Origin of the sequence: Pelagibacterium sp. H642 (assembly GCF_031202855.1) — a bacterium.
GTDB lineage: Bacteria > Pseudomonadota > Alphaproteobacteria > Rhizobiales > Devosiaceae > Pelagibacterium.
This window is the reverse complement of the sequence record NZ_CP101829.1, coordinates 868,040-888,856: the sequence shown is the minus strand read 5'-3', so window position 1 is coordinate 888,856 and position 20,817 is coordinate 868,040. Positions and strand designations below refer to the sequence as shown.

At 63.7% G+C, this 20,817-nt stretch carries 21 protein-coding genes; 10 read left to right on the top strand and 11 right to left on the bottom strand.

What is annotated here, in order from left to right; all coding sequences use genetic code 11:
• Positions 1 to 946: 946 nt before the first annotated feature.
• A complete protein-coding gene (locus NO934_RS04455) occupies positions 947 to 1,372 on the bottom strand; it encodes a VOC family protein (protein WP_309162525.1) in 426 nt (141 codons plus the stop codon).
• 72 nt (positions 1,373 to 1,444) lie between these two features.
• Between NO934_RS04455 and NO934_RS04450 the strand changes: the two genes are divergently transcribed.
• Positions 1,445 to 2,038 carry a helix-turn-helix domain-containing protein gene (locus NO934_RS04450; RefSeq protein ID WP_309162524.1) on the top strand — a complete coding sequence of 198 codons (594 nt, stop codon included), beginning with the start codon at positions 1,445 to 1,447 and terminating at the stop codon, positions 2,036 to 2,038.
• A 191-nt stretch (positions 2,039 to 2,229) separates the two neighbouring features.
• Here the strand turns inward: NO934_RS04450 and NO934_RS04445 are convergent, their stop codons facing one another.
• Positions 2,230 to 3,840 carry a hybrid sensor histidine kinase/response regulator gene (locus NO934_RS04445; protein WP_309162522.1) on the bottom strand — a complete coding sequence of 537 codons (1,611 nt, stop codon included), beginning with the start codon at positions 3,838 to 3,840 and terminating at the stop codon, positions 2,230 to 2,232.
• A gap of 148 nt (positions 3,841 to 3,988) precedes the next feature.
• Between NO934_RS04445 and mscL the strand changes: the two genes are divergently transcribed.
• Together mscL and NO934_RS04435 are read left to right on the top strand one after the other, a co-directional pair.
• The gene (gene mscL, locus NO934_RS04440) at positions 3,989 to 4,423 is read left to right on the top strand and encodes a large conductance mechanosensitive channel protein MscL (RefSeq protein ID WP_309163651.1); all 435 of its coding nucleotides are present in this window, start codon (positions 3,989 to 3,991) and stop codon (positions 4,421 to 4,423) included.
• 422 nt (positions 4,424 to 4,845) lie between these two features.
• Complete coding sequence (locus NO934_RS04435; protein ID WP_309162521.1) at positions 4,846 to 5,481, top strand: LuxR C-terminal-related transcriptional regulator; 636 nt, start codon at positions 4,846 to 4,848, stop codon at positions 5,479 to 5,481.
• A 2-nt stretch (positions 5,482 to 5,483) separates the two neighbouring features.
• Here NO934_RS04435 and NO934_RS04430 read toward each other — a convergent pair whose 3' ends face one another.
• Positions 5,484 to 5,936, bottom strand: a complete 453-nt coding sequence (locus NO934_RS04430) for a MarR family transcriptional regulator (protein ID WP_309162520.1) — start codon at positions 5,934 to 5,936, stop codon at positions 5,484 to 5,486.
• 145 nt (positions 5,937 to 6,081) lie between these two features.
• Here NO934_RS04430 and NO934_RS04425 point away from each other — a divergent pair, with 145 nt between their 5' ends.
• The 3 genes from NO934_RS04425 (at position 6,082) to NO934_RS04415 (ending at position 8,341) form a co-directional block, all read left to right on the top strand.
• A complete protein-coding gene (locus tag NO934_RS04425) occupies positions 6,082 to 6,795 on the top strand; it encodes a DUF1428 domain-containing protein (protein ID WP_309162519.1) in 714 nt (237 codons plus the stop codon).
• 9 nt (positions 6,796 to 6,804) lie between these two features.
• On the top strand, positions 6,805 to 7,458 hold the full coding sequence (locus tag NO934_RS04420; protein WP_309162518.1) for a glutathione S-transferase family protein: 654 nt from the start codon (positions 6,805 to 6,807) through the stop codon (positions 7,456 to 7,458).
• Between the two features lie 190 nt (positions 7,459 to 7,648).
• Positions 7,649 to 8,341, top strand: a complete 693-nt coding sequence (locus tag NO934_RS04415) for a glyoxalase superfamily protein (protein WP_309162517.1) — start codon at positions 7,649 to 7,651, stop codon at positions 8,339 to 8,341.
• A gap of 83 nt (positions 8,342 to 8,424) precedes the next feature.
• Here NO934_RS04415 and blaOXA read toward each other — a convergent pair whose 3' ends face one another.
• Positions 8,425 to 9,198 (bottom strand): class D beta-lactamase, encoded by a 774-nt coding sequence (gene blaOXA, locus NO934_RS04410; protein ID WP_309162516.1) that lies wholly within the window; start codon positions 9,196 to 9,198, stop codon positions 8,425 to 8,427.
• 48 nt (positions 9,199 to 9,246) lie between these two features.
• Positions 9,247 to 10,527 carry a 5-aminolevulinate synthase gene (gene hemA / locus NO934_RS04405; protein WP_309162514.1) on the bottom strand — a complete coding sequence of 427 codons (1,281 nt, stop codon included), beginning with the start codon at positions 10,525 to 10,527 and terminating at the stop codon, positions 9,247 to 9,249.
• 338 nt (positions 10,528 to 10,865) lie between these two features.
• Here hemA and NO934_RS04400 point away from each other — a divergent pair, with 338 nt between their 5' ends.
• Together NO934_RS04400 and NO934_RS04395 are read left to right on the top strand one after the other, a co-directional pair.
• Positions 10,866 to 12,398, top strand: coding sequence for a methyl-accepting chemotaxis protein (locus NO934_RS04400; protein ID WP_309162512.1), 1,533 nt, complete (start codon positions 10,866 to 10,868; stop codon positions 12,396 to 12,398).
• A 90-nt stretch (positions 12,399 to 12,488) separates the two neighbouring features.
• On the top strand, positions 12,489 to 13,154 hold the full coding sequence (locus NO934_RS04395) for an OmpA family protein (protein WP_309162510.1): 666 nt from the start codon (positions 12,489 to 12,491) through the stop codon (positions 13,152 to 13,154).
• Between the two features lie 61 nt (positions 13,155 to 13,215).
• Here NO934_RS04395 and NO934_RS04390 read toward each other — a convergent pair whose 3' ends face one another.
• Complete coding sequence (locus NO934_RS04390) at positions 13,216 to 13,926, bottom strand: L,D-transpeptidase (protein ID WP_309162508.1); 711 nt, start codon at positions 13,924 to 13,926, stop codon at positions 13,216 to 13,218.
• 70 nt (positions 13,927 to 13,996) lie between these two features.
• Positions 13,997 to 14,341, bottom strand: a complete 345-nt coding sequence (locus NO934_RS04385; RefSeq protein WP_309162507.1) for a hypothetical protein — start codon at positions 14,339 to 14,341, stop codon at positions 13,997 to 13,999.
• Between the two features lie 200 nt (positions 14,342 to 14,541).
• Here NO934_RS04385 and NO934_RS04380 point away from each other — a divergent pair, with 200 nt between their 5' ends.
• Together NO934_RS04380 and NO934_RS04375 are read left to right on the top strand one after the other, a co-directional pair.
• Positions 14,542 to 16,845, top strand: coding sequence for a Tex family protein (locus NO934_RS04380; protein ID WP_309162506.1), 2,304 nt, complete (start codon positions 14,542 to 14,544; stop codon positions 16,843 to 16,845).
• A 56-nt stretch (positions 16,846 to 16,901) separates the two neighbouring features.
• On the top strand, positions 16,902 to 17,177 hold the full coding sequence (locus NO934_RS04375; protein ID WP_309162505.1) for a hypothetical protein: 276 nt from the start codon (positions 16,902 to 16,904) through the stop codon (positions 17,175 to 17,177).
• Here NO934_RS04375 and NO934_RS04370 read toward each other — a convergent pair whose 3' ends face one another.
• The 4 genes from NO934_RS04370 to NO934_RS04355 all read right to left on the bottom strand — a co-directional run bounded on the left by NO934_RS04370 (position 17,178) and on the right by NO934_RS04355 (position 20,722).
• Positions 17,178 to 17,498, bottom strand: a complete 321-nt coding sequence (locus tag NO934_RS04370; protein WP_309162503.1) for a hypothetical protein — start codon at positions 17,496 to 17,498, stop codon at positions 17,178 to 17,180.
• Positions 17,499 to 17,558: 60 nt separating this feature from the next.
• Positions 17,559 to 17,882 (bottom strand): hypothetical protein, encoded by a 324-nt coding sequence (locus NO934_RS04365; RefSeq protein ID WP_309162501.1) that lies wholly within the window; start codon positions 17,880 to 17,882, stop codon positions 17,559 to 17,561.
• Between the two features lie 112 nt (positions 17,883 to 17,994).
• On the bottom strand, positions 17,995 to 18,756 hold the full coding sequence (locus NO934_RS04360) for a sulfite exporter TauE/SafE family protein (protein ID WP_309162500.1): 762 nt from the start codon (positions 18,754 to 18,756) through the stop codon (positions 17,995 to 17,997).
• A gap of 76 nt (positions 18,757 to 18,832) precedes the next feature.
• Entirely contained in the window at positions 18,833 to 20,722 is a 1,890-nt protein-coding gene (locus NO934_RS04355) for a TIM barrel protein (RefSeq protein ID WP_309162499.1), read from the bottom strand.
• Positions 20,723 to 20,817 lie beyond the last annotated feature (95 nt).

Below are 20,817 nucleotides of genomic sequence, written 5' to 3'. Positions count from 1 at the left end.
GATTGGATTGGTGGTCCGCTCACACCTGGTGTCCACATCCGGCCATCTGTCCGCTTTGGGCCTTCCCCACGGCGACCCGTGAGGAACCCGAACCGATCCCGCCCAAACGTTCGTAGCGCTTGCGTCCATATGCGCGGGGTCGTGAGGGGGAGTATGGGGCAAGCGCAGGGGGCGGGGATAAGTTTTTTGCGCCGGTGCCTGTGGAAGCTCAGCGCCCCCCTCATCCCCTGCCCTTCGAGCCCCCGCCTTCGCGAGGGGCAGGCTCCGCTCTCATGGCCTTCTCACCTCCAATCGTGCGACCGGCACGATTGGCCAATGGACGGTTCGAAGTCTCCCACCAGGGGAGAAGGGGGCTCTTGGGCGAGCGTTACGGCTGGGGCTCGGGCGCTGAGTGTACTGGATCCCGGCTCAAGGCCGGGATGACGGTTGGGGGGTGGGGTGATGATGGGGATAAGCAGTGGGTCGCTGGAGACCTCGACGTGGAGCGTGTTGAGGGCCGGAGCCGGAGGCGGGGCTGTGCCCTGCCTCACCCCCACCGTGTCACCCCGGGCTTGACCCGGGGCAAGGTATGCGCGCCGTTTTCGGCTCTTGCCATGACGCAAGCTCAGCGCCCCCCTCATCCGTCTCGCCCTGCGGGCGATCCACCTTCTCCCTCAAGGGGAGAAGGGGACTCCTGGGGGAGCGCTACGGCAAAAATTTCGTCGCTCTTCATCTCCAACCTTTCCGTTCGTCATTGTCGGGGCTTAACCCGGTAATCCGCAGCCTCGCCGATGGTGCGGGAGAGGTTGGGGGACGCACTGAGGTGGAGAGGCTTGCGGGTCTCCGGGACAAGCCCCGGATCAAGTTCGGGGACGAAGACGACGAGGGGGGAGGCGGGTTGGCACGGGGCGAAGGGGTGGGCAGGTGATGTGTCCACCCTGGGTAACGATCAGCCCGGACCGCGCGCTTACTCTGGCAGGGCTTCGGGTGCGTATTGGGCGGCGAATTCGGCGCTGGGGGGAATGGGTTTGATCACATCGACTAGGATGCCGGTGGGGTCGGTGACGATGAAATGGCGTTGGCCGAAGGCTTCGTCGCGGATGTCGAGGGCGATGTGGGCCCCCGCGGACTTAAGACGGGTATATTCGGCATCCACGTCTTCGACCTCGAAACTGAGGAGGAGACCGCCGGTGCGGTCGCGGTGGCCGGCCGGGATGGTGGCGTGGCTCTTGTCGAGCACGGCGAAGTTGAAGGCCGGATTGGCTTCGGACTGCAGGTGGACATACCAGTCACTGTCGAACAGGGAGCGGAAGCCGAAATGGGTGAGAAAGAAGGTCGATGAGGCGGCGACATCGTCGGTCATCACCACGGGGTAGAAGCTCGAGGGGCGCATAGGGGTTTCCTTTCGATCCAAACAAACATACAGTCTGTATGTAAGAAATGAATTAACATACAGGCTGCATGTATGCAACAGGAATCTTCGCGCCGCTCCAATCGTGACCGCTCCGAGTCCACCCGTGCCGCTCTGATCGAGGCGGGGCGGGCGCTGTTCACCGAACGGCCCTATGGTGAAATCGGCACGCCCGAGATCGTGGCCAAGGCGGGCGTGACGCGCGGGGCGCTTTATCATCACTTTGCCGACAAGCAGGCGCTGTTTGCCGCCGTGGCGGATGCGGAGGCGGCGGCGGTGGCGCGCGAGATCGAGCAATCCTCGCCCGAAGGCACCTCGGCCGCCGAAGCGCTGCTCAATGGCGGGCGGGCCTATCTCGACGCCATGCAGGTGCCGGGGCGCACGCGGCTTTTGCTGCTCGATGCGCCCGCCGTTCTGGGCCACGCCGAAGCCGAGGCGATCGATATGTGCCACAGCGCGCGCACGCTGCGCGAAGGGCTGTCGATCGCCATCGAAACCGGCGCGATGCCGGCGCTGCCCATCGAGCCGCTGACCCGGATGATCTCGGCGGCCTATGACAGCGCCGCGCTCGATATCGAGGCGGGTGGCGACAGGGCGGCGTGGGAGCAGGTATTGGCCGAGCTGTTCAAGGGGCTGACCAAGGCGTAGCTTATCGCAGTGAGCGGATGTGTAGAACTACACCTCTTCTGGATGCTCGGAAGCCTTGTGGGTCTCCGGGTCGAGCCCGAAGACGACGAGGGGAGAGGGTACGGCAAGAGCCGAGAGCCGGGGATGCATACCTTGTTCCGGGACAAGCCCGAGGAGACCCCGGTGGCCAGCGACGAGGGATAACCTTGGCGCTAGAGTTGCTTGCTCATCTGGGCGAGAAGCGCGCGGAGCGCGGCGGGTTTGACCGGTTTGTTGAGCACTGCGGTGCCGCGCGTTTCGGCGAGTTGGCGCACGGCGGGCGTGCGGTCGGCGGTGACCAGGATCGTGGGCAGGTGGCCACCGACGATCTGCTTGAGCCATTCGATGGCGTCGAGCCCCGAGGTCTGGTCGAGATGGTAATCCATGAGCACCAGATCGGGCACCCAACCCTCGAGCATGCCCAATTGAGCGATCTCCTTGAGCGAGGTGGCGGTGCGGATGTCGCAGCCCCAGTTCTCGAGCAGCGAGGACATGGCATCAAGGATCGACCGCTCATTGTCCACGCACAGGACGTGCAGCCCGTCGAACTGGGCGGCGGCGCGGGCGGGAGGTTCGATGGGGGCAGGCGCGGGGCGGTTGCCGGCGATAACCGGCACGGTGACCGAAAAGCGCGAGCCTTTCCCCACAACGCTTTCGATCTCCATGGGATGGTCGAGAGCAGCGAGGATGCGCTGTACGATGGACAGGCCCAGGCCCAGGCCGGGGGCGATGCGGGCGCCCTGTTCGAGGCGGGAGAACTCGGTGAAGATCAACTGATGCTGGTGCCGGTCGATGCCGATGCCGGTGTCGATGACGTCGAGCCGCACCGACTTCCCGCGCCGCCGGCAACCCACCAGCACGCGGCCGCCGGGACGGGTGTATTTGATGGCGTTGGACACCAGGTTCTGGATGACGCGCGCCAAGAGCATGCGGTCCGAACGCACGATCAGCGAAGCGCCGACCACGCGCAGCTGGATGTCCTTTTCGCTCGCGAGCGGCTGGAACTCGATCTCGATCTTCCTCAGCAGATCGAAGATGTCGATATTGGTTCGGGTGACCTTGAGGGCACCCGAATCCATGCGCGAGATGTCGAGCAGGGTCGACATGATGTCCTCGACGGCGTTGAGGGACGCATCGATCGAGGCGGCAAGCTCGGCGGCCGGGGTGCCACGCGTGCGCTCGTAAAGCGTTGAAGTGTAGAGGCGAGCCGCGTTGAGAGGCTGCAGCAGGTCGTGGCTGGCAGCGGCGAGAAAGCGGGTCTTTTCGTGATTGGCCTCGTCGGCCTTGGCGCGAGCCTTTTCCAGCTCTGCATTGAGCAGGGTGAGCGCACGCGTGCGGTCCTTCACGCGCTCTTCGAGGGTGTGATTGACCTGTTCGAGGGCGGCTTCGGCGCGGGCCCGGTCCGTGACATCGGAAAAGGAGATGACCAGGCCGCCATCGGGCCGCAGCGCGGTGTGGATCTCGAGCTGGTGACCTGCCATGTTCGAGCGCTGTGTGAGCGTTGTGGGTTCGGACGTAATCAGCCGGCGGCGCTGGTCGGCGACGACCTGCGGGGTGCCCGGTCCGAGATCGCCCCGGCGGGCCATGAACAGGAGGATTTCGTCAAGCGAAGTGCCTGGGGCAAGCAGCGAGGGCGGCAGGCCCAGGCCGGAGCTGTAGGTGGCGTTCGACACCACGAGGGTGAGCGCTTTGTCGAAAACGGCGATGCCATAGGGCAACTGGTCGATGGCACCGGCAAGACCGGGATCGACGGCGCCGTTCGCAAAGATCGCCCGGTCGGCCATGGCTGCATCCGTCTCGATTCGGAGCTCTGTGGTGACGCCTCCCGAGCGCATATGTCAAGTCATGACAATGGACAAGCGTGCGGAATCGGGGCTTACTTTTAACCGCCGCAGGGGCGCGGTGGAAGCCAAGGAGGTGACGCACATGTCATTGATTAAGGAATTCAAGGAATTTGCCGTCAAGGGCAACATGGTCGACATGGCCGTGGGTATTATAATCGGCGGAGCGTTCGGCACGATCGTGTCCTCGCTGGTCGATGACATCTTCATGCCGGTGATCGGGCTGGTGTTGGGAGGCATCGACTTCTCCAACCTGTTCGTCGTCCTGTCCAATCCCGACGGCGTGGCGGTTCCTTCGCTCGCGGCGGCACAGGCGGCAGGCGTTGCCACCCTCAATGTGGGCCTGTTCATCAACGCGCTCGTAAAGTTCGTGATCGTCGCCTTCGCGCTGTTCATGCTGGTCAAGGGCATCAACATGCTGCGCCGTGAAAAGGCGGCCGAAACCGTGCCGGAAGTTCCGCCCGCTCCCCCGCGTGAAGAAGTGCTGCTCACCGAAATCCGCGATATCCTCAAGACCAGACCTTGAGCATTAAGAAAGGCCCGTTGCTCACAATGGGCCTTTCTTCCTTTTACGGCTATGTTTCTCCAGGAAGTACGTAGTTATTCCTATTGCGCCGATACATATAAGACGTTATTCCTATGGCTACGTAGTTGAGTCTACGGTTTAGGCCAATCGGCGGGCTCGGCTACCTATCGCAAAATTCGTGCGCGATTCATCGTAGGCTGCGGGGGCAAGGTCCTCAAATTCGGCAATCGCTTTTTGCAACGCTTCCGGCCGGCTCGGCGGAAGCGAACGGGAGCGGCTGACCGAAGGTGGGAAACAAGTCCTGACAGCGATGGGAGCGATGGGTCGGGAACGCAAGGCGACTTTTGCTTGGTATGCAATTGGAGGGGACTGGCCGCTTTTCCGTATTCGCGGTGGAGTCTCGCAAAGGACTGGAGAAGACTGTGAACACCGAAATTTCCTATCGCCCATTTCTCAACCGCGATCGGCTGGTCCATATCGTGGACAGCGACAAGGCCACCTGCGACGCGCTGGACGTGCTGTTCAGGCTCGAAGGGTTCCAGACCGCCATCTCGCGCAACAGCGACGATTTCATCGCCCGGTTCGGGCAGCGCCGTCCCGACGTGGTGATCCTCAATTTCGATCTCGGCGGCGAGGACATGCTGCCCGCGCTTCGGCGCATCAAGGACATGCGCGCGGGCATTCCGGTGTTCATGCTGGCCGACCAGCCCGATATCGACGGCACTGTCGAGGCCATGCGGGGCGGGGCGAGCGACGTTTTCGTCAAGCCGGTGGATTCGGAGCGTTTCGTCCGCGCCGTGCGCGACACGCTGCGGCGCGACGTCCACCTCACCGCCTCGCGCGACGGGCAGCAGGAGGTGGAGGTCCGCGGCTTTGCGCAATTGACGCCCCGCGAGCGGGAAGTGCTGCAATTGATCACCAATGGGCAATCCAACAAGGAGGCGGGGCGTGAGCTCGGCATTTCCCCGCGCACTATCGAGGTGTACCGGGCCCGCGTCATGGAAAAGCTCGGTGCGCGCAATACCGCCGATCTCATCCGGATCGTCTTGACGAGCTGAGATCAGCTCAAGCGGGCGAGGGGGCCGAGCTGGCCGGCGTGCAGCGGTGTGCCGGCCAGCTCGAGCTGCTTTTCGAGCGCTCCATGCTCGGCTTCCCAGACCGGAACCGCCTGCCCCAGAAGCGCGAGACCCTTATCGGTGAGCGTCAGCCGCCGACTGCGCCGGTCGGCGGGATCGACGCCAAGCATGACGAGGCCGCGCCGCTCCAAAGGCTTGAGGGCGGCCGTGAGGGTCGTGCGGTCCATGGCCAGAAGTTCGGCAACCGCGCCGATGGTGGGCGGTTCCGGGCGGTTGAGGGACATCAGCAGGGAAAACTGCCCATTGGTGAGATCGAGCGGGCGCAGCGCCTCATCGAACCGCCGGCCCAATGCCCGCGCGGCCCGTTGCGTGGCCAGACACAGGCAGTGATCGCGGACGTAGAGAGTGGTTTGATGGCTGGGATGAAGGTTTGACATGATTCCTATATGTTGATATCAACATAAATTGTCAACCGCGCTTAAGTGTTTCATCGCGTGTCCGTACCGCAAAACCGTTTCGATCCTTGGTCAAGCCGGGGACATGCTTTTGCTGGACACGCTCTATCCTGGAGGAACGAAAGTCATGTCGTACGTAATGGGATTTGTCGCCGCCGTGCCAACGGCCAACAAGGAAGCCTATCGCCGGTTTGCCCAGGAGTCGGTGGATTATTTCAAGAGCCTTGGCGTGAAACGGATGGTGGAAACCTGGGGCGACGACGTGCCCAGGGGCGAGACGACCGACTTCCATCGGGCGGTGGATGCGCGCGAGGGCGAGGAGATCGTCTATTCGTTTCAGATTTTCCCCGACAAGGCGACCGCGGACGCGGCCAACGAAAAGATGATGAACGATCCGGCCATGCAGGACATGGGTGCCAAGATGCCCTTCGACGGCGCACGGATGATCTTTGGCGGCTTTGAAACGCTTTCGGACCTGCAATCGGAAGGCCAATCGGCCTATATCGACGGCTCGGTGATTGCCGTGCCCACGGCGAGCAAGTCGGCTTACGCCGAAGGCATCGACAATTACTTCGAGCTGTTCAAGGAGTATGGCGCGGTGCGCATGGTCGAGGCCTGGGGCGATTTCGTGCCCGAAGGCAAACTGACCGATTTCAAGCGCGCCGTTGCGGCAAAGCCGGACGAGACGGTGGTCTTCAGGTGGATCGAATGGCCGTCCAAGGAAGTGCGGAACCGCGCCTGGGAAGCGCTCTTCGCCCATCCGCTCATACATCAGGGCAGTGCAATCTTCGACGGGCGCCGGCGCATCGTTGCCGGGTTCGTTCCGATCGTGGACGCCTGAGGGCGCGCGATGAGCATCAAGATCTACACTTACGATTGGGTGCCCGGTGGAAAGAAGGGCCCGAGCGGCTTCGTGCGCGACCTCAGGCTCCGTTGGGCCTGCGAGGAAGCAGGGATCGACTACGAGGTCCGTACGGTTCCGTTCGATGATCGCGGGCCCGAACATCGTGCCCGCCAGCCATTTGCGCAGATCCCGTTCCTCGACGACGAAGGCGTGCGGGTGTTCGAGAGCGGCGCCTGTCTTCTGCATCTGGCCAAAAAGAGCGACAAGCTGATGCCGCGCGATGCCCAAGGGGAGGCGGATGTGACCGCGTGGGTGATCGCGGCGCTCAACTCGATCGAGATGGTGTCGGTACCCTGGTGGTTCATCGGCCTGTCGGGCGTTGAGAACAACCCGCTGGAAGGCTGGCTCAAAATGCGCCTCGAACAGCTCGAGGCGGTTCTCGCCGAGCGCGAATGGCTCGTCGCCGGACGCTTCACGGTCGCAGACATCCTGATGGCGGACGTGCTGCGGGTTCGCGCCGTGCGCAACTTCGGTCATTTCCCCGCGCTTGCCGGATACCTCGAACGCACATGCGCCCGCCCCGCCTTCAAAAAGGCCTATGCCGATCAGGTTTCCCATTTTGCCCAGGCCGATGAGCGGCGAGAACAGGCCGGGCGATAGCGACTTGCATGTGGGCCTTGACGACCCGAAGGGTCAATGTAGACTTCGGTCCCAAGGCTCGTGCAGCCGGCCGCTCGCGCCCGGAAGGGTCTGGTAAATGCATGGCATGACGACCACGGTTTGACCTTGACAGGGCAGGCTGTCGGTAATGCGAGCGCTGACAAAGATCTTGCCCAGCAAGGATCAGATCATGTCGGATTTCCCCGCACCCAAAACCATGGCCAAATCGCTGCGAAGCGCTTTGGCTGACCAGGACATCTTCATTTCCCACGGCCAATCCCTCGAAGTGGTCGCAAGACAGCTTGGCTACGCCAATTGGAACGTGCTGTCAGCACGAATGGACGCTTCAGAGGCACCTGCGATTGCGCTGGGAATGCCAGCGGGATGGGTGCCTTGCGGCAGGTATAGCGGCAAGCATTTCCGAACCGGCATCGATCCGGACATGCGTGGGGTGGCGGTCGCCGAAGCGATAGCCAAGCGGGGTATTCCTGGAGATTCCTTTGCCGGCCTGATGCAATCGATCTCGGCTGAGGCCTATCGTGGCAAAAGACTTCAACTCTCGGCCCAACTGAAGGTGCGAGAGGCCGGCGTTGGCACCATCTGGATGCGCATCGATCCGGTAGCGGGGCGACGATCGCTCGGCTTTGACAACATGATGCGGAGAAAATCCAAGGGCGCACTGTCGGGTGACAGCGACTGGACCGAACGGGCCATTGTCCTGGACGTGCCAGAAGAGGCCTACAGCATTCATTTCGGTTTCTTCCTACAGGCGCCAGGTATCGTCTGGGCACGAGATTTCCGGTTGGAGGCTGTTGCCGAGGATGTGCCAGTGACGGGCGATCGCGATCTGCCCTCCGGTCCCACCAATCTCAACCTGTTTTGAAATAGTCGGCACTTGGCAAAGTAGAGATTCCTGCGGGATGAGTGGCAGATTTGCCGCTCATCTTCCGTCAGCCAGCTGGTGGTTCATTGGGCTGGAAGGGCGGCGGCGAGGGTGGGCCATTCGGCGATCAATTCGTCACGCGCCCTTATGCCGCCCGAACCCGAGACGCGGGTCTGATCCTGATTGAGCCGGACGACGATATAGCGCTCGGTGCCCCGTTCAGCCCAGCCGACGAACCAGCCCCAGCCGCGATTGTAGTCAAAGCTCATATCTGCGTTGCGGGGATAGGCCGAACCGGTCTTTCCGTGCATCACCCAGCCATCGGCGGCGGGAAAGGCTTCGATGATCGCCAGGGTGTTATCGATCGCCGAAGCCGAGACGGGAAGGTCGCGGTCGAGCAGGGCCAGGAAGAATTGCGCCTGGTTGCGCGGCGAAATCTTGAGCGAGGAACTGACCCAGGCGCGGTCGAGGCCGTTATTCATGCCGGGGTCGCCGGAAAAGTCGGCATTGCCGTAGTTGAACGCCCGGGCGTAACCGGTGAGAGTCTCAGCGCCCAGGGCATGGGCGATGCGCTGGGAATACCAGAGCACCGAGTGCTCCATCCAGCGGGCGGGATCGGTATCCTGACGCCAGGCCTCGATCCAGTCGGGATCGCCCGGTTCGAAGGCAAGCGCCGGCGTGTGCGGATCGACGAGCACGCCGCTGTCGAACCCGATCACCGCCAGCGGCACCTTGAAGGTGGAGGCGGGCGTAACCTGTGTGATGCAATCGCCGGTTTCGAGTACGGTCCGATGCGTGTGCGCATCGACGATCAACGTGCAGATGGTCGTGGTTTGGGAAAAAGCGGCCGCGGACATCAAAGTGCCCGCGGCCAGAACGATGAACGCCAGAAGGAGGCGCAAAGCTTATCCGCCCACGGTCGGTAGCGTCAGATCGCCGGCCACCAGCTTGGTTTCCATTAGACGCGACATGTCGAAATCGCGCGGCAGGTCGAGAGCCTGCCAGACGGCGATCAGGGCGTCGCAGAGTTCGGCGATCATGTCGTCGCTGTGATAGGGCGTTGGCGTGATGCGCAGCCGCTCGGTGCCTTTGGGGACCGTGGGGTAGTTGATGGGCTGGATATAGATGTTGTGCCGATCCATCAGCATGTCGCTGGCCGCCTTGCACAAGCGCGCATCGCCAACGATCAGCGGAACGATATGGGTGTCGGTCGGCATCACCGGCAGGCCGGCCTCGGCCAGGACGCGCTTGACGCGGCCGGCCTGGCGCTGATGGCCCTCGCGCTCGACGCTGGAGGTCTTCAAATGCTCGATCGAGGCGCGGGCCGCCGCGCAAAGCGCGGGGGGCAGGGCGGTGGTGAAGATGAATTCGGGCGCATAGGAGCGTACGGCATCCACGATCGCCTTGTTGGCGGTGATGTAACCGCCCATGACGCCAAAACCCTTGGCGAGCGTGCCTTCGATGATGTCGATGCGGTCCATCAACCCTTCGCGCTCGCAAATGCCGCCGCCGCGCGGGCCGTACATGCCCACGGCATGGACCTCGTCGATATAGGTCATGGCGCCGAATTCGTCGGCAAGGTCGGCGATGGCTTCGATGGGGGCGACGTCGCCATCCATCGAATAGACGGATTCAAAGACGATCAGCTTGGGGCGCTGTTTGCCCGCTGCGGCCAGAAGTTCGCGCAGATGGGCCAGATCGTTGTGGCGGAAAATCTTCTTTTCCATGCCCGACTGGCGCACGCCCTGGATCATCGAGGCGTGGTTGAGCTGGTCGGAAAGGATGAGGCAATCGGGGATCAGCCGCGCGATGGTGGAAATCGCCGCCTCGTTGGAAACAAAGCCCGAGGTAAAGACCAGGGCTGCTTCCTTGCGGTGCAGGTCGGCGAGCGAACGTTCGAGTTCGACCAGCGGCCGGTTGGTGCCTGAAATGTTGCGGGTGCCACCGGCGCCTGCGCCCAGCTTGCCGGCGGTTTCCTGCATGGCGCCGATCACCTTGGGGTGCTGGCCCATGCCCAGATAGTCGTTGGAACACCAGATGGTGATTTCCCGGGCATTGTCGGCGCTGTCGCGGAAGACGGCGCGGGGGAAATGTCCGGCGATACGTTCGAGATCGGCAAAGACGCGATAGCGTTTTTCGACGCGAAGGGCGTCGATCGCGTCTTCAAATATGCCGCGATAATCCATGAGGCCTACTCCAGTGGCGACACCGGCCGTCTGCCAGCGGCGCTTACTCGGTTTATCGGCGCGCTTCGCTTTTCGGCACGCCTTATCTTAACGCCTCTCTCCCTGAGGCGCGACATGATCTGTACCAATCACAGAGCCTGATGTCATTGCAAAATCGCACCCGCGATGTCGCACCGGGCTCTTATTGGATGCAACAGATATAGTCCCAAACGCCGCGTCTGTCAGAATGCGGTTGCGCGACCCAATGCCGCGAGGGAGGGGCGAAACGCACAGCAAACATTAACCCGGACGCCGATAGGGTCGGCGCGTTTCCAGTTTTCTGCTGTTGCAGGATGTTCATGACCATTTCCTCCTCGACCCCGTCCCCCAGCCCCATGGCCGAACGACTCGACTTCATCGGCTTCGATGCGGCCGCCGCCGAACGGCTCGCCCGGATCAGTCCCTCGATCATGCGCCATATCGGGCCGGCGCTGACCCGGTTTTACGACCGCGTGGAGGAAACCCCGCAAGTTGCGCGCTTCTTTTCCGGGCGCGGCCAGATGGATGTGGCCCAGGACAAGCAGGAGCGGCACTGGTCGGCCATCGCGCGGGGGCGGCTGGACGCCGACTATTATGAATCGAGCCTGAGGATCGGTAACCGGCACGCGCGCATCGGGCTCGAGCCGCAATGGTATATCGGCGGCTATGCGCTGGTGCTCGAAACGCTGATCAAGGGCATGATGGCCGACTGGATGGCCGAGGAAGCGCCGCGCCTGCGCAAGCGCAAGCCAGCCGAAGCGGCTGCCGTTGCCGAGGGCATGGCGCAGACCCTGGCCGATATGATCAAGGCCGTGCTGGTCGATGTCGATCTTGCCGTCTCGACCTATTTCGCCGCGCTCGAGGAGAAGATCGAAGAAGGCCGGCACGCCGCCGAGGAGCGGGCGCGGGTGCAGCAGGACGTATTGGGGCGGACGGGCGAAGCGCTCGGGGCGCTCGCTGCCGGGCACCTCGATACGCGGATCGAAGGCGAATTGCCGGAGGGATTTGCTCAGCTCGGCGCCGATTTCAACGCTGCCGCCGCCAGCCTCGAGGAAACCATTGTCGGGATCAGGGCTTCGGTCGATGCCATAGCGTCAGATGCCGGGGCGGTGGCCGGTTCGGCGCAGGATCTGGCCGACCGCCTGTCGCGCCAGGCTGCCGCCATCGAGCAATCCTCGGCGGCGCTCGATGAGGTGGCGGCCAATGTCAACGAGACTGCAATTGGAACCAGCGCGGCGGCGGAACTGGCCGGCGGGGCCAACAAGGCCGCCCAGGATGGAGGGGCGGTGGTCGAAAATGCCGTCGAAGCCATGCAGCGGATCGAACAGTCCTCGGCCAAGATCTCATCGATCATCTCGGTGATCGACGAGATTGCCCTGCAAACCAACCTCCTGGCGCTCAATGCGGCGGTCGAGGCGGCGCGCGCCGGTGAAGCGGGACGCGGCTTTGCCGTTGTGGCGACCGAAGTGCGTTCGCTGGCCCAGCGCAGCGCCCAGGCGGCTCGCGATGTCGCAGCGCTGATCTCGACTTCGGGCAAGGAAGTCGAGAACGGGGTGGGACTGGTCCGACGGACCGGGGAAGCGCTGTCGGGCATTGTGGAGCAGGTGGGACATATCTCCGATCACATGGACAATTTCTCGGCAGCTTCCGGGCATCAGGCCGCCGCGCTCAACGAGATCAACGCGGCGATCGTGCAATTGGACGGGCTGACGCGGGAGAATGCGCGCTTTGTCGAGCGGGCCGGAGAAGCGGGACGCGATCTCGAAACGGAAGTGGCGGATCTTTACGAGCGGCTGTCGGCATTCCGGACCACGATCCGGCAAGAACCTGACACCAAACGCAAATCAGGCTAAATTTAGAGCAAGGTGGCACCTCCATTCACGTTCCTGCCGCAATTGGCCACCTATGATCGCGGCGGTTTTTCACGAATCGGTGAGCTCAATATGAAGAAACAGGCAATCGCCCTCACGGCTGTCGCGGCAATGCTGCTCGCCGGCTGTTCCACCAACCCCTACACTGGCGAATCCCAGCTTTCCAACACCGCGGGCGGCGCGCTGCTCGGCGCGGGCGGCGGGGCCCTGGGTGGCGCGCTGATCGGTTCGGCGATGGGCGATGCGCGCGTGGGCGCGCTGATCGGCGCGGGCGTCGGCGCCCTGGCCGGCGGTGCGGTCGGCAACTACATGGACCAGCAGGAAGCCCAGCTTCGCGCTCAGCTCCAGGGGACTGGCGTTTCGGTGACGCGCGTGGGCGACAATATCGTGCTCAACATGCCCTCCAACATCACCTTCGGCGTGGATCAATCCAATATCCAGCCGGCGTTCCAGAACACGCTGCGTTCGGTGGCGCTGGTGCTGCAGGAGTTCGACCAGACGCTGGTCGACATCATCGGCTATACCGACTCGACCGGTTCGGCGAGCTACAATCTCACCCTCTCCCAGCAGCGCGCCACTTCGGTTTCGCGGACGCTGGCCCAGTTCGGCGTCGATCCGCGCCGCTTCTTTGTCGAGGGCCGCGGCATGGCCAATCCGATCGCCGACAACTCGACCGAAGCGGGCCGGTCGCAGAACCGCCGCGTCGAAATCCGCATCGTTCCGATCCGCGCGAACTAAGCCGCGATCACAGGAAAAGAAAAAGGGCGCTCCGGTGGGGCGCCCTTTTTGTTGTTCCACCTCAGACCAGTTGAGGCGTCGGGGTGAAAGCGGGAGTGCTTTCGAGCACGACCAGCGGCGAACCAAACTTGACGTTCTCGGCCAGGTGGATCACGTCGTGATGGAGTAGGCGCACGCAGCCCGAGGAAACCGCCTGCCCGATGGTCCAGGTCTCGCCGGTTCCGTGGATGCGGTAGATGGTGTCGCGATTGCCCTCGTGGATGTAGAGCGCGCGGGCTCCGAGCGGATTATCGAGGCCCGGTGGCTGGCCGTTGCGCCACTGTTCGAGTTCCGGCTGGCGATCGATCATTTCCGAAGGCGGGGTCCAGATCGGCCATTCGCGGGAATAGGCGATGTGGCCGCGCCCCGCCCATTCGAAGCCCGCACGACCCAGGCCACAGCCATAGCGCATGGCCATGCCGCCTTCCTCGACATGGTAGAGGTAGAAATTGGGGGTATCGACCACGACCGTTCCCGGCTTCTCAGTGGTCTGATAGGGGACGCGCTTGCGGTAGTATTTGGCATCGAGATAGCGCAGATCGACCGCCGGGACCGGGAACCGCTCCTGGGGTAGGGCGGCATACATCATCACCACATCGGCCGGGACGGGGGGCGGCAGATTGGCTTGCTCACGCGTGGTCTGAGTGGTCGTGGTACAGCCTGCAGCGGTCATGGCAAGTAGCGTAGAGGCACCGGCAAGAAAGCCGCGCCTGCTCATCAATAGGTCAGTCATGTCAACGTCTCGTTGGTGGGGCGGCGCAGCGCGCGCCCGTGAAGGGAAATAGGAAAAGGAAGGGGTCTGCTCAGGCCCGGGGAGGCGGGATGTCGAGTGGCGGGGAAGGCCCCTCATAGACGACGGGATCGATAAGCGGCGCCCAGCCTGGCGCGGGCGGCTGCCTCATGGGGCACGGTTCGGCGGGCAAGGCCACCTGGAGCTTGCAGCCGTGAACCAATATGCCCAGACCTATCTGCTTCCAGCAGCGCCCGAGTTTTTCGTCCTCCAGTTGAGACGCCGAGGCCGAGGCTGGCTCGAAGCAGATTTCCTGCGCGTTCGCCTCGTACGCCGCGCCGGTCTGTGCGGCGGCGAACGAGGTCGACACCAGGAGAAGGCCCAGCGCCACCATCACTATGGGCAAGAAGCGGATCATGGCCTATCGGTTACCGCAACAATCGTGGCGCGAAAAAGGCGCATGGCGGTCACGGAGCAGTGAGTAGGCGCCGCACGGTCTCCGGTGTTGCCGACCGACCACAGATTGCGGTGTCCCCGGCTGTGGAAGGAGCAGTCGAAGACTTTGCCTGCGCCACAATCGCCGCCTAATGTCCGACCACTCAACTGAACCGGAAGCCCATGACCGACACCGCCCAAGCCATTGCCCGCCTCATCGCCAGCGAGATTTCCGCCCGCCCCGAACAGGTTGCCGCCGCGGTGGAATTGCTCGACGGCGGCGCGACTGTTCCCTTCGTCGCCCGCTACCGCAAGGAAGTGACGGGTGGGCTCGATGATGCGCAACTGCGCACGCTGGAAACCCGGCTTGCCTATCTCCGTGAACTCGAGGCGCGCCGCGCGGCGATCGTGCAGTCGATCGAAGCCCAGGGAAAGCTCACCGACGAGTTGGCCGCCCAGATCGCGCGGGTGACGACCAAGGCCGAACTCGAGGATATCTACCTTCCCTATAAACCCAAGCGGCGCACCAAGGCCGAAATCGCCCGCGAGCGCGGGCTGGAACCATTGGCCGATGCGCTGTTTGCCGACCGCAGCCTCATCCCGCCGACCGAGGCTCAAAAGTTTCTCTCTGACGACGTGCCCGATGCCAAGGCGGCGCTGGAGGGTGCGCGCGACATCCTGGCCGAACGGTTCGCGGAAGATGCCGATCTGATCGGCAAGCTGCGCGACTATATGGAGCGCAACGCCCTGCTGCGCGCCAGAGTGGTCGAAGGCAAGGAGGAGCAGGGCGCCAAGTTCTCGGACTATTTCGATCATGCCGAACCCTGGGCCAAGGTGCCCAGCCACAGGGCGCTGGCCATGCTGCGCGGGCGCAATGAGGAGGTTCTGGCCGTCGATCTCGAACTCGATGCAGAGGCGGAGGGCAGGTACAAGCCGGCCGAGGCGATGGTGGCCGCTCATTTCGGCATCAAGGCCGATGGATCGGACGTCGATCGGTGGCTGATGGAGGTGGCGCGCTGGAGCTGGCGGGTCAAACTCTGGCTGCACCTTTCGGTCGACCTCATGGGCCGGCTGCGCGAGCGCGCCGAAGACGAGGCGATCACCGTTTTCGCGCGCAATCTCAAGGACCTGCTGCTGGCGGCGCCGGCGGGGAACCGGGCCACCATGGGGCTCGATCCCGGTATCCGCACCGGCGTCAAGGTCGCGGTGGTCGATGCCACGGGCAAGGTGCTCGATACGGCGACGATCTACCCCTTTGCGCCGCGCAACGATGTGCAGGGAAGCCAATCGGTGCTGATGGCGCTGATCGCCCGGCACAAGGTGGAACTGATCGCCATCGGCAACGGTACGGCAAGCCGGGAGACCGAGCGGCTGGTCGCCGACATGCTCTCGATGATACCGGCCCCCAAGCCGCTCAAGGTGGTGGTGAGCGAGGCCGGGGCTTCGGTCTATTCGGCTTCCGAGACGGCATCGAACGAATTGCCGGGGCTCGATGTTTCGCTGCGCGGGGCGGTCTCGATCGCACGGCGGCTGCAGGACCCGCTGGCCGAACTGGTCAAGATCGAGCCCAAATCGATCGGGGTGGGACAATATCAGCACGACGTGGATCAGTATCGCCTTGCCAAGGCACTCGATGCGGTGGTGGAGGATGCGGTGAACGCGGTGGGGGTCGATCTCAACACGGCCTCCGCGCCGCTGCTGGCGCGGGTTTCGGGATTGGGTGCCTCGCTGGCCGAGGCGATCGTTGCCCATCGCGACGCCAACGGCGCCTTCGCCGCGCGAAAGGATTTGCTCAAGGTGGCGCGGCTTGGGCCGAAGGCTTTCGAACAGGCAGCGGGTTTCCTGCGCATCCGCGACGGGGCCGAGCCGCTCGACGCATCATCGGTGCATCCGGAAGCCTATGGCGTGGCGCGCAAGATCGTCGCGGCCTGCGGGCGGGATATCCGCGCGCTGATGGGTGACAGCGCGGCACTCAAAAGGCTCGATCCGAAATCCTTCGTCGACGAGACGTTCGGCCTGCCGACGGTGCGGGACATCCTGGCCGAACTCGAAAAGCCCGGACGGGACCCGCGGCCCGAATTCAAGACGGCGACCTTTGCCGACGGGATCGAGGAGATTTCCGATCTCAAGCCCGGCATGATGCTGGAGGGCACGGTGACCAACGTTGCGGCCTTCGGCGCCTTTGTCGATATCGGCGTGCATCAGGACGGGCTGGTGCACGTCTCCCAACTCGCCGACCGGTTCATCAAGGATGCCCATGAGGTCGTCAAGGCCGGCGACGTGGTCAAGGTCAAGGTGCTCGAGGTGGACGTCAAGCGCAAGCGCATCAGTCTTTCGATGCGGCGCGATGCTGCACCCGAACGGAGCGCCGGGGCGAGCCGGCCCGATCGCGGCCCCGATCGGAAAACCAAAACCGCAAAACCCGCCGCTCCGAGCCAGGGAGCTCTTGGCGCGGCGCTTGCGGAGGCCATGCGACACAAGCGTTAAGCCCCGGAACCGGGTGCAAGGCCGCGCCGTTCTTCCTCCTCTTTCAAGGAGGAGGCATGTCGCACTTTCGCACCTTCACGGGGGACGAGCCGGCTGGCACCATCATTGTGAGGCTGGTTTCGGGCGAGGATGGGCCGCGTGCCTTCATCCGCCAAGTGTCCGACCCTTCCGACGAGGCCGAAGAGTCTATCGAGCAGAGCGAGCAGCTTGCCGTCGAGGAGGCTCTGGCGCTGGCGCGCAACAAAGCCGCCAATATCGAAGGCGGCGCCGAGATCGTCATCGATCTCGGGCCTGAGGCAGAATGGGATGAGCGCTGGGGGCGGCTCGCCTGATCAATCCCGCTGGGCGAGGTGATAAAGAAAGCCCAACCCGAACCCGACGGCGGCGGCAACGACCAGCACCGTGCCAGTGGCCGCGGGCGCCTTCTGGGCGGCGTGGGCGATGACGTCGGCATCGCGGCGGACCTGCCGGGCCGCGCGGCGGGCATTCTTGCGCGCTCCATGCATGAAGTCTTCCGCATCGTCGGCCAGGTCCTCAAAGTCGATACCGCGGTCGGCCAGCGCCTTTGAGACCTGCGCAAGCTGGCGCCGCAAATCGCGAACCTGGCTGTGCAGTGATGAATTGAGCCCCTTAGGAAAGCCAAGCTCGGCCATGGCGTTACTCCTGTCATTGAACGGGAGGGGAACGAGTTTGCCCCCGCGCGGTTCCCCGCGCTACCGGCCGGTGGCGCTTAGATGGGCTTCATAAGCGCCGGTGCACATATACTCCGCGATCACCCGATGCGATGGCGCGAACTGTGCCGAAAGCCGCGCGCAAACGCTGTGATGGTCCTCTGCGACATCATCGTCGATCAGGCCGAAATAGCAGACCACCTTGTAGGGATGCTTGAAGCTGGCGGAAAATTCGGGGCGCATGGCGCTTTCGACAAAGCTCTCGCAGCGGTTGATCGCGTCAACCGGGGCCAAACCCTGCGCCATTGCCGAGCCGGCACTCAATCCACCAGAAAGCCCTATCGTCAAGGCAACCAGAACGCGCATCGCCCGAACCCCTGTACCATCGCTTTGCACTCAACTGGAAAATCGGGCGGGCCTCAACTCCAAGACGGCGATTGCATGCACGCCGATCGCGGGCTGTTGCCCAACTGCCGCATCAGGCGGTCCACAAGGCGAATAGACCGGACCAGATCAGCCTAAGGGCCAAGAGCCCGAGAACGATATCGAGAGCGATGCGGAAGCGGTGGTCGGTCATCCTGTTGAGCACCAGCCGCCCCAGCAGCGTGCCCACGGCACCCGCAACGATCATTGCGGTCATAAAGCCCAGCCACGGCACGAAGGCAAAGCCGAGCAAGCCGAAAGTCAGCGTCTTGAGCAGATGCTGGACCGTCATGAATGCCGCATGGGTGGCCACGTGCCCGTGGCGGTCGAGCGCGAACGATTTGGTCAAGGTGGCAACGAACGGGCCGGTGGCGCCGAAGAACATGGTGAGGAAGCTCGAAATCGCGCCCGAAACGATCGGCATGCCACTCATCCAGCGCGGCGGCTTGCGGAAGATCGACCATAGGACGAACGATCCCACGCCCACCTGAACCAAAGCCGGCGACAGATTGAAAGAGATGGCGCCGCCAGCGAGGACGCCGACCAGAGAGCCCGCTGCAAAGGCCAGCATAGGCTGCCAGTTGACATGGGCGAACATCAGGGCGAACCGCCCGAAATTGGAGCCCATCTGCACGACGCCATGGACGGGAATGAGCGCCGCCGGCGGCAGGAGGCTGGCCAGTACCGCCAGGAGCAGCACGCCGCCGCCTATGCCGAAGGCAATGGTGACGAACGAGGCGATGACGCTGGTCAGAAGCAGTGTGAGGGTTACTCCCGCATCGAGGCCCGGCGGGACGAGAAGATCGAAAAACGGCATGACTGGCAGGACTCACCGGGAATCGGGATTACGTTCATCTCTGCCACGATGAGGCAGGAGCCGCCAGAGCCGCAATTTACCGGGCGGGGATGGATTTGCCCCGTAGCGCGCGCTTTTGCGCTGCGATCCTGAACTGGGCGTTGGGAGCGCCATAGCCATTGTAGCCGCCGCGGCGCTCGACGATCTCGAAGAAGAAGCCGTCGCCATAGAGGGTGGAATAGAGCTGGAAATATTCTCCGCCGGCCTCGTCGCGATCATAGAGGATGTTGGCGGACTGGAGTTGCGCGACGAAGGCATCTTCGAGCCCGAAGCGGGCCTGGATGTCGGCGAAATAGTTGGGCGAGATGACGAGCGGGGTGAACCCGGCGGATTTGAGCGCTTCGGCGGTCCTCACGATATCGGACGAGGCAAAGGCGACGTGCTGGACCGAGGAGCCGAAGCTTTCGGAGATGAAATGGCCGGCCAGGGTGGAGCTGCGATCGGCGCCGTTGAGGGTGAAGCGGATGGAACCGGCCTTGTTCTCGATCACCTGGGAGCGCACCAGGCCCGCCGGGTCGACCACGTCGAGCATGGGCGTCTTCTGGGTGTCGAACAGGGTGGTATAAAAGAGCAGCCAGGTGAGCAGTTCCTCGTAATTCATGGTCTGGCCGATATGGTCGATATGGGTGATGCCCATGTCGAGGGCGTCTGTCTGGACGGGCGTGAACTCGGCTTCCCAGACGCGGCCCAGTTCGGTCTTGGTGTCGATGAAGTGCATCAGCCCGCCGCCGACGCCGCGAATGGCGGGGATCTTGAGCTCGCCCGGGCCGACAGGCTGCTCGAACGGTTCGGCGCCGAGCGCGCGGGCGCGTTCGACGGTGGCGCGGGCATCCTCGACCTTGAGCCCGATATCGCAAACGCAGGTGCCGTGCATGAGATAGGCCGAATGGGCGAAGCCCTCGCGCTCGGTGTTGACGACGATGTTGACCCCGCCATTGCGGTAGAGTTGCACATCCTTGGCGATGTGTTGACCGGCATGGGCAAAGCCCATGGTGGCGAGCATGGATGTGAGGTCGGCGGCCTCGGCCTCGTTGGCGGCGAACTCGATGAATTCGACGCCCTCGACGGCAATCGGGGCGGGCATGGGGTCGAGGTCTACGGCGATCTCGGGTTCGGTGCGGCGGACGGTGTCGAGCAGCGCGACGAGCGAGCGATGGCCGTCGGCGGCGATGGTGCCAGGCGAACCGCCGCGGAACTGATCGTTGAAGATCTCCAGCGACCAGACGCCCTTGTAGCCGGTGGCGGCGACGGCGCGGGCGAAGGCGGGGACGTCGAGGTCACCCTGGCCGGGCATGGTGCGGAAATGGCGGCTCCAATAGAGCAGGTCCATATCGATCAAGGGCGCATCGGCGAGCTGGACGAAGAAGATCTTGTCGCCGGGGATGGAGCGGATGGTCTCGGGGTCGATCTTGCGGGCGAACGTGTGGAAGCTGTCGACGATCAGCCCGACATTGGCGTGATCGGCGCGGCGCACGATCTCCCAGGCGTCGCGGTGATCGTTGACGTGCCGGCCCCAGGCCAGAGCCTCGTAGCCGATGCGCAGATTGCGTTTGGCGGCGCGTTCGCCCAGCTCGCGGAGGTCGGCGGCGGCACGGTCGATGCCGCCGAGGGCTGCGGGGGAGACGTTGGAGCAGACCAGCACCAGATCGGTGCCCAGCTCCTCCATCACGTCGAACTTGCGCTCGGCCCGGTCAAAGGCGCGGGAGCGGTGCGGCTCGGGCAGGCCTTCGAAATCGCGGAAGGGCTGGAAGAGCGAAATCTCCAGCCCATGATCGCGCACCATGCGCCCGACTTCGCGCGGACCGCCGTCAAAGGCCAGAAAGTCGTTCTCGAAGATCTCGATGCCGTCGAACCCCGCCGCCGCAATCGCCGCGAGCTTTTCGCGCAAATCACCGCTGATCGATACCGTGGCGATCGAGGTCTTCATGCGGCGGCTCCGATTAAACGAACTGTTTCGTACATTTTAGATGGCGGTGGACGGTGCGGTCAATGCGGGGCGGATGCGCTTGGCGCGTGTCCGGC

Bases quoted from the DNA above. Each gene is read 5' to 3' on its own strand.
- NO934_RS04455 (WP_309162525.1), bottom strand. From the start codon at position 1,372: ATGCGCCCCTCGAGCTTCTACCCCGTGGTGATGACCGACGATGTCGCC.
- NO934_RS04450 (WP_309162524.1), top strand. From the start codon at position 1,445: ATGCAACAGGAATCTTCGCGCCGCTCCAATCGTGACCGCTCCGAGTCC.
- NO934_RS04445 (WP_309162522.1), bottom strand. From the start codon at position 3,840: ATGGCCGACCGGGCGATCTTTGCGAACGGCGCCGTCGATCCCGGTCTT.
- NO934_RS04430 (WP_309162520.1), bottom strand. From the start codon at position 5,936: ATGTCAAACCTTCATCCCAGCCATCAAACCACTCTCTACGTCCGCGAT.
- NO934_RS04425 (WP_309162519.1), top strand. From the start codon at position 6,082: ATGTCGTACGTAATGGGATTTGTCGCCGCCGTGCCAACGGCCAACAAG.
- NO934_RS04420 (WP_309162518.1), top strand. From the start codon at position 6,805: ATGAGCATCAAGATCTACACTTACGATTGGGTGCCCGGTGGAAAGAAG.
- NO934_RS04415 (WP_309162517.1), top strand. From the start codon at position 7,649: ATGTCGGATTTCCCCGCACCCAAAACCATGGCCAAATCGCTGCGAAGC.
- blaOXA (WP_309162516.1), bottom strand. From the start codon at position 9,198: ATGTCCGCGGCCGCTTTTTCCCAAACCACGACCATCTGCACGTTGATC.
- hemA (WP_309162514.1), bottom strand. From the start codon at position 10,527: ATGGATTATCGCGGCATATTTGAAGACGCGATCGACGCCCTTCGCGTC.
- NO934_RS04400 (WP_309162512.1), top strand. From the start codon at position 10,866: ATGACCATTTCCTCCTCGACCCCGTCCCCCAGCCCCATGGCCGAACGA.
- NO934_RS04395 (WP_309162510.1), top strand. From the start codon at position 12,489: ATGAAGAAACAGGCAATCGCCCTCACGGCTGTCGCGGCAATGCTGCTC.
- NO934_RS04390 (WP_309162508.1), bottom strand. From the start codon at position 13,926: ATGACTGACCTATTGATGAGCAGGCGCGGCTTTCTTGCCGGTGCCTCT.
- NO934_RS04385 (WP_309162507.1), bottom strand. From the start codon at position 14,341: ATGATCCGCTTCTTGCCCATAGTGATGGTGGCGCTGGGCCTTCTCCTG.
- NO934_RS04380 (WP_309162506.1), top strand. From the start codon at position 14,542: ATGACCGACACCGCCCAAGCCATTGCCCGCCTCATCGCCAGCGAGATT.
- NO934_RS04375 (WP_309162505.1), top strand. From the start codon at position 16,902: ATGTCGCACTTTCGCACCTTCACGGGGGACGAGCCGGCTGGCACCATC.
- NO934_RS04370 (WP_309162503.1), bottom strand. From the start codon at position 17,498: ATGGCCGAGCTTGGCTTTCCTAAGGGGCTCAATTCATCACTGCACAGC.
- NO934_RS04365 (WP_309162501.1), bottom strand. From the start codon at position 17,882: ATGCGCGTTCTGGTTGCCTTGACGATAGGGCTTTCTGGTGGATTGAGT.
- NO934_RS04360 (WP_309162500.1), bottom strand. From the start codon at position 18,756: ATGCCGTTTTTCGATCTTCTCGTCCCGCCGGGCCTCGATGCGGGAGTA.
- NO934_RS04355 (WP_309162499.1), bottom strand. From the start codon at position 20,722: ATGAAGACCTCGATCGCCACGGTATCGATCAGCGGTGATTTGCGCGAA.